The sequence below is a fragment of the Kineococcus sp. AC630 genome, assembly GCF_979255925.1.
In genome coordinates this window covers 93,207-99,653 of sequence record NZ_CEEDMJ010000021.1, presented here as the reverse complement: position 1 = coordinate 99,653, position 6,447 = coordinate 93,207, and the positions used below count along the sequence as shown (strand labels likewise).

At 68.2% G+C, this 6,447-nt stretch carries 8 protein-coding genes; 5 read left to right on the top strand and 3 right to left on the bottom strand.

Annotated features, from left to right (window positions below):
* Positions 1–575: 575 nt before the first annotated feature.
* On the bottom strand, positions 576–1,049 hold the full coding sequence (locus AC0I8G_RS20565; protein ID WP_471731593.1) for a hypothetical protein: 474 nt from the start codon (positions 1,047–1,049) through the stop codon (positions 576–578).
* Positions 1,050–1,429: 380 nt separating this feature from the next.
* Here AC0I8G_RS20565 and AC0I8G_RS20560 point away from each other — a divergent pair, with 380 nt between their 5' ends.
* Positions 1,430–1,810 (top strand): hypothetical protein, encoded by a 381-nt coding sequence (locus AC0I8G_RS20560; protein ID WP_471731592.1) that lies wholly within the window; start codon positions 1,430–1,432, stop codon positions 1,808–1,810.
* Between the two features lie 221 nt (positions 1,811–2,031).
* Positions 2,032–2,535: an HAD domain-containing protein gene (locus AC0I8G_RS20555; RefSeq protein ID WP_471731596.1), complete on the top strand. Its 504-nt coding sequence runs from the start codon at positions 2,032–2,034 to the stop codon at positions 2,533–2,535.
* 60 nt (positions 2,536–2,595) lie between these two features.
* Here the strand turns inward: AC0I8G_RS20555 and AC0I8G_RS20550 are convergent, their stop codons facing one another.
* Entirely contained in the window at positions 2,596–3,066 is a 471-nt protein-coding gene (locus tag AC0I8G_RS20550; RefSeq protein WP_471731591.1) for a hypothetical protein, read from the bottom strand.
* An 872-nt stretch (positions 3,067–3,938) separates the two neighbouring features.
* Here AC0I8G_RS20550 and AC0I8G_RS20545 point away from each other — a divergent pair.
* On the top strand, positions 3,939–4,361 hold the full coding sequence (locus AC0I8G_RS20545) for a hypothetical protein (protein ID WP_471731590.1): 423 nt from the start codon (positions 3,939–3,941) through the stop codon (positions 4,359–4,361).
* A gap of 48 nt (positions 4,362–4,409) precedes the next feature.
* Positions 4,410–5,447, top strand: a complete 1,038-nt coding sequence (locus tag AC0I8G_RS20540) for an alpha/beta hydrolase (protein ID WP_471731589.1) — start codon at positions 4,410–4,412, stop codon at positions 5,445–5,447.
* A gap of 35 nt (positions 5,448–5,482) precedes the next feature.
* Here the strand turns inward: AC0I8G_RS20540 and AC0I8G_RS20535 are convergent, their stop codons facing one another.
* Positions 5,483–5,800 carry a hypothetical protein gene (locus tag AC0I8G_RS20535; protein ID WP_471731588.1) on the bottom strand — a complete coding sequence of 106 codons (318 nt, stop codon included), beginning with the start codon at positions 5,798–5,800 and terminating at the stop codon, positions 5,483–5,485.
* Between the two features lie 247 nt (positions 5,801–6,047).
* Between AC0I8G_RS20535 and AC0I8G_RS20530 the strand changes: the two genes are divergently transcribed.
* Positions 6,048–6,443 carry a hypothetical protein gene (locus tag AC0I8G_RS20530; RefSeq protein WP_471731587.1) on the top strand — a complete coding sequence of 132 codons (396 nt, stop codon included), beginning with the start codon at positions 6,048–6,050 and terminating at the stop codon, positions 6,441–6,443.
* The last annotated feature ends 4 nt before the right edge of the window (positions 6,444–6,447 follow it).

Genomic DNA, 6,447 nt, shown 5'->3' with positions numbered 1-6,447 from the left:
CGAGTACGAGACCATCATGACCTCGTCGGTCGCTCTGACCGCGTGACGTAGCTGTCACCTGATCATGCAGCAGACCCAGGCGCTGTGGATGCTGGGCCGCTCTGCGTCCTGGCCGGCGTGCGAGCACCACCCGGGGCGGCATCCCTTGGCGGCGCGCGAGGTCGAGGGTCGAGCGCTCTGGGTGTGTCCGACGCTGGGTGCACAGGTGGGAGTGATCGGTGCTCTCACCTCTGTGGGTTGAAGGACGCTCTGGCCAGGCGGCAGCACGCACCCCGGTAAGACCGCGCGACGTCTGCGGGATGACCGCGCGCTGTCTACGCAACGGGGTTAGGTCTCCGAGTCAGCGTCTCGGTCTGCGTAGCGTCGACGCATGAGCAACTTCACGTCGATCGAAGAACACAGCTGGCGTTGCGGATGCGGGGTCCAGAGTGCCCCGACACTCAGCCTGGTGCAGGCCACGCAGGAGATGGCTATGCACCAGGCGGCCCACGCGAGGAGATGACGAGGGCGGGATCACCGTGCGCCGCGCGCACCGCGGGATGACCGTGCGTTCTGGTTGCTGCGCTCGACGCTGTTCAGTGCGGCTGAGCCGACTCCTGCGGCGTCAGCAGCCAGCGGGCGAAGACACCCTCCTCCAGTTCGGTGGACCACCGGACCGTGACCTGGAAGGTGGCCGGCGACACTCGCAGCCGCAACCCCATCGGTTCGCGAGCCGACTCCTCACCGGTCGTGGGGTCCGGCTCTCGGACGGGAGGAAGACCCGGCGCCTCCTCGGCGATCTGGCCGCTGTACTCGCCGGCCCCGTCCATTGCGGCGTTGTAGAGCACCAGCTCCCCGGTGGGGACCGTGAAAGTGGCGCCGTACTCGTCGTTCTCGTCGAGGGGATGGTCCACGGCGGCTTGCAGCAGCGCGCCGTACGCCTTCGCGGATGCCTGCACGATGCAGATACGGTCCTGGCTGCGGAAGATCTCCAGCCAGCTTTCGTCGCTGACGGTGCCGTCCGGGCCGATGAGTGCAGCGGTGTCCCCACCCAGGGGGATGCTCGTCACGTCGTAGCTGAGGCCGCAGAGACCTTCGTACTGCTCTCCGCTGAAGCCGGACCACGAGCTCAGCTGTGATGCATCCAGGGCGAGGTAGACCTCCCCGCTCGTCCAAAGACGACCCACGTGCGTCCACATCGGCTTCGCTCCTCCCGAGTCCAGTTCTGCCGAGCCTGCGACCGCAGAACAGCCGTCGCACCGCAGTCGCGGCCGACAGGATCGCAGTTGCGGGATGACCGTGCGATGCGCGCGTACCGGCGGTGGGAGCGGAGATGTGGCTGAGCCAATTCGGTGACGTGGCTGGCGGGAGTCGGAGCGGTCCCGTTCGACCCGCGATGCTGAGCGGCGTGTCGCACCGTCCCCACCTCTCGTCACTGCGGTCTCACCGCTTGGCCTTCACGCGCTACGTGCTGGTGGTGCTTTGTGCGGGCGTTCTAGCCGTCGGTCGAGCCATTGACGGCGAGTGGTGGTGGTTCGCGCTCACGACTCTGGTCGCGGTCTGGGCTGTCGTTGCGCTGGTGTTCTCGGTGCGTCGGCGGCGTCACGCTGTCGCCGTTGGTGGCCAGTCGACGCAGGAGACAGCCGCGGCAGAGGCCGTTGCAGAAGCGCAGTGGACGACCGAGCGCTTGCGCGAGCTCGCCCGTGATCGAGATCTGGACCTCGACTCTTCCCGAGGTCGTATCGCTCTCATCAAGGTGGTGCGGGAGAACGACCCGCGGCTGGGTTTGGTGGCAGCCAAGAACGCCGTGGACCGCGTCTCCCGGATGTGACTGAGCATCAGGGCTACCTGTGCCGCGCCGATGTTCCTCGAACGACAGGGTCAAGAGGGACGTTCACAATGCCGGAGTGATCGCACTCAACTCGTCAGATCCGGTCGCCGCCAACGCCGGGGCGACCGCGCGGATCGCGGGATGACCGGATGTTGCAAGGTGCCCATCAGTGCCCAACACGGGCTCTGGACCAGCTCAGCGCCGGTACGGTCACGAAGGTGATGTCTGCCGTCGACGCGCCCCTGATCTTCCTCGACGTCGACGGCCCGCTGATCCCCTTCCGGTCCAGGCCAATCAGTCGGAAGCATCCCTTCCGCGATGCGGTAGCGCTGGCCATAGCCGCCACAGGAAACCCACTGCTCGACCGGCTCGACCCCGACGACGGGCACAAGCTGCTGTCGCTGGAATGCCCACTGGTATGGGCAACGACTTGGATGACAGAAGCCAACGAGGTCATCGCACCCCTGCTGGGGCTACCGGAGCTTCCTGTCGTCATCTGGCCTGACGAGGACGACGAGCCGCAGCACGGCATGCACTGGAAGACCACGGCTCTCACCCCATGGGCAGCCGGACGTCCCTTCGTCTGGCTCGACGACGAAGTCACCGACGCCGACCGGCGATGGGTCGAGGCGCACCACCCCGCCCAGGCACTGCTGCATCGTGTCGACCCCTCCACCGGTCTCACCGAAGCCGACTTCACCGTCATCCGTGGGTGGCTCAGCTAAAGCAACGAGCATCCTCACCCGCCATGATCGCGCCCGAATCGCGATGACCGTGCGGTCGGGTCAGGCCAGGAGTCGATGCATCGCCTGATGCAGCAGGTCGGGGGTGAGCGCCCACAGGAGCGCGGTCTCACCCGCGTGCGGCAGGTCGAGGACGAGGCGGATGTCCAGCCCGTCCGCGGCCGTGGACCTGGCCTGGCCCGTCTTCTCCGCCAGGGAGAAGGTAGGCGGCGGGCACCGTCCGGCCTCCCACAGCAGGGTACCTCCATCGACGGCGTCACCGAGCTCCTCGGCTGTTTCGATCAGCTCCGCTGGGCTGAGGAGAAGGTCGAAGGACAGTCGGCGAGCCCGCCAGGTCCGTGGACGTTCAGCCGAGCGGGAGCTGAGCGGCACCGCGGCGGTGCTCCACCGGGTCATCCCGAGTGCGAGGTGGCCTTCGAGCACCACGAAGGGGATCTGGGGGTCCATCACGGTGGCCAGCTCGCTGAGCCGTCCTGACCAGATCGGGACACTGGCCGATCCGTCTGCGCGCACGGCGACCTCGCCGAGGTTTCTCCGATCCACTCGGGCATCTCACCACGGCTCGCGCCTCGACATGGGAGGTCGTGGTCGGCTGGCGAGCTCGCGCAGCGCGGGATGACCGGTGGTCATGCTCCCCGCACTTTGGGGCGACTTCGAGGCAAGTGACAGTCCCTCATCGCGGGATGACCGGATGCTCGAGCGGGCCCTTCCTGGGCTGGGGAACGGCGCGACTGCCGGGTGCGTCCCACGAGGCGTGCGAGCTCGCCAACTTCTTGCAGCCACCGGAGTACTGGCTTTCGTCTGCGCCGCGCTGGGTGTGCTGCCGGTGACTCCAGCAGCAGCCAGCTGCGTGGGCCCGCAGTTGGTGATCGGCGCCGGCCCGGAGGCAGCGTCGCTGGGTGGTGGGGAGAGCCCGGCACCGGTGACAGTGGCCACGGACGGGCGCCTGCAGGTCGCTGGGGAGTGGTTTCGCGAGGGCTGCGACGACACCAGTGCGGCAGGCGCGGGGTGCGCGGGTCCGTCGGCGAGTTCGGAGAGTCCGATGCGCGGGGTAGACCTGGTGTTGGAGCAGGGCGGCTCGTCGTGGACGTTGGGCACTGCTGATGCAGCGGGGAGTGGTGAGAGATACGCCATTTCGTGGCAGGTGGACCTGCCTGCAGAGGTCGTAGCGGGTCCAGCGGTGGTGAGCGCCGGCGGCGTGGGGATCCCTGTTGAGGTCAGTGGCTGACGCCGCAGCGACGTTGATGGTCGTGCCGGATCGCGGGATGACCGTGCGCACGCGCACCGCGGGATGACCGTGCAATGGATCGAGCGAACGTCCCTCCTCTAGGGCCGCGCCCGGCCATCATGCGTAGATGGAGAGCGAGGTAGCTGAGGAGCCGCGGGTGCACCAGCCCGTCTCGGTCGTGACGCTCCTCGCGGTCGCCTTGCTGGTCTTCGCCGTTGGGGTCGGAGCCTGGGTGGTGTGGCAGCTCAGCGCGGGAAGTCGGCCCCCCGCCGCTTTCGAAGACCGCACCGCCCTGCCGCAGTGCCCGCCGATCACCGTCCCGCAGGGTCAGTCCACTCCTGTGTTGCTGCAGGACTGTTTGTTCAGCCTGGACGCGCAGCATGATGGTGTGGAAGTCGTGGTCACGTCCTTAAGCACCGAGGGAAGTCCGACCAAGACCTACTACCGAGTGCTGCCCGGTGGAGGTGCGGAGATGTTCAGCGACGTCACCGCGGATGCCTACGGGCCCGGTGGGTGGACCCACGTGCAGTGCCCGGACGCCGCCGCCTTGGAGACCAGGGACGGCTGCCGGCCTGCGTGACGTCGGGGTGGTTCGGCCTGATCCACCGCCGTTGAGCACGGCTCGGCCGTGCTCAACGAGCTTGCGGAAATCGCCAAGAGCGCGACGTCGCCGCCAGCTCAGAACGGCGCACAACGCGGGATGACCGCGAGCTTCCCGGCTCCCGAGCTGGTCGTCTCGATAGCGTCACCGGATGCTCCCGCGCTTGGCCTCCTCACCGTCCACGTCATCGTGACGAGACCACGAGGGCCGGTCCTGACGCGCTGCTACCGACCACCGGCAACCGCCTCCACCGTGCTCACCCCCACGCTGGTGTGGCTGCACGGAGGTGCCTTCTTTGCCGGTGGTCTCGACGGGCCGGAGTCTGAGGCCTTCGCCCGGGCCCTGGCGGGGCGCGGTGTGCGGGTGGTGACCGCTGACTATCCCCTCGCTCCGTTGTTGTCGACGTGCTGGCCGTTCCCGGACCGTTCGGCCAGTGGTGTGCCGCGGTCCCACTTTCCCGCGCAGGTCCAGTACGTGTCTGCGGTGCTCACCCAGGTGCGGGCGGCGTTCACCGGCCCGGTGCTGCTGGGTGGTGCCAGCGCTGGCGCCTGCCTGGCCGCCGGTGCTGCTGCGGCAGCCACGGCAGATGGTGCTCGTCTCGACGGTGTCGTGTTGGCCTACGGGTTCTTCCACGCCCGTCTGCCGCCGCGACCTCGATCGCTGCGGGCCCGGTTGCGCGGTAGGCGTCGTTTCACCCACACCCGTTGGCCGATGCTGGCGATGAACCTCAACTACGCCGGGTCCCGCGCACGGCTGAGTGATCCGTCGGCCTTCCCCGGTGGGCACCATCTGGTGGACTTCCCGCCGACGCTGCTACTGGATGCCGACCGGGATGGGATGCGAGCCTCCAGCAGCCTGTTCGCCACTGACCTAGCGGCAGCTGGTGTGCCTGTGGAGCACCGCGTACTGCCCGACGCCGTGCACGGCTTCCTAGGACGTCCGAACGAGGGTGACTTCACTGCCGGCGTCGACGTCATCGCGCGGTGGTCGCTGCAGCAGGTGGGGTCAGTGGTCAGGTCACTGGCTCGCGCCGCACCGGTCGCTGGAGTCACCCACACCAGCTGACGCCCTCCGAGCTCGCTGCTCCGTCGCGCTCTTGGTCACACGCTTGACGACGTGCGCACCGTGTGACGGCGGAGGCGGGCGTTGAGGATCAAGGACACGAGGCTGAGGACGACACCTGCAGCCAACCAGCCGGCGTCGGAGAAGACGTTCCCGCCGGTTCCACCCTCATCGGCGCGGATCGCGCCTTGATAGGTGAGTACGACCCAGACGGCCGTGAGCACGGTACCGGCCAACGCGAGGAGGATCACCGCCCAGCGGCGCGGTCCTGTCGCCACGGCGAGCACGAAGGCGACCAGGACGACGACGCCCCCCGCCGGCAGCAAAGCCAGGGCGAGCAGCAGTAGGAGGTTCACGACGTCGAGCGTGCCGGTCGTGAGCCTGCGCGGCGCGTCTCATCGATGATCTTCACTGGTCCCGTCCGGCAAGAGCACAGGAAGCGGTCTCGAAGCGAGAACCAACCCGAGCTGCATCAGCTTTTCGGCAACATGTGGGTGCTCGTCACGCTCGGCGTGCGCTCGGTCATCGCCATGATCGCGACGTCGCCGGCCGCGCGCACATCGCGGGATGACCGGACGTGTGGTTGATCGGCATGCTGGGTCGATGCACCTTGAGCTGCAGGCCGCGTTGACACCCGTCTTGGCTGATCTGGAGGTGCCCAGCGGAGTGGCGGCGAGGGTGAGCGATGAGGAGTGGCAGGACGCGGTTCCCGGGGCGGCCAGTTGCGTGGTGGTCAGCCCTGATGGCTTCGGCATGGGCGTGTGGATTTCGACCGGTCAGCCGCTGAGTGCCCAGGTGACAGCGCTGGCTGACCAAGTGCAGGAGTGGGCGGTGGAGGCGCTGTGGATGCTGGGCCGCTCTGCGTCCTGGCCGGCGTGCGAGCACCACCCGGGGCGGCATCCCTTGGCGGCGCGCGAGGTCGAGGGTCGAGCGCTCTGGGTGTGTCCGACGCTGGGTGCACAGGTGGGAGTGATCGGTGCTCTCACCTCTGCGGGTTGAAGAA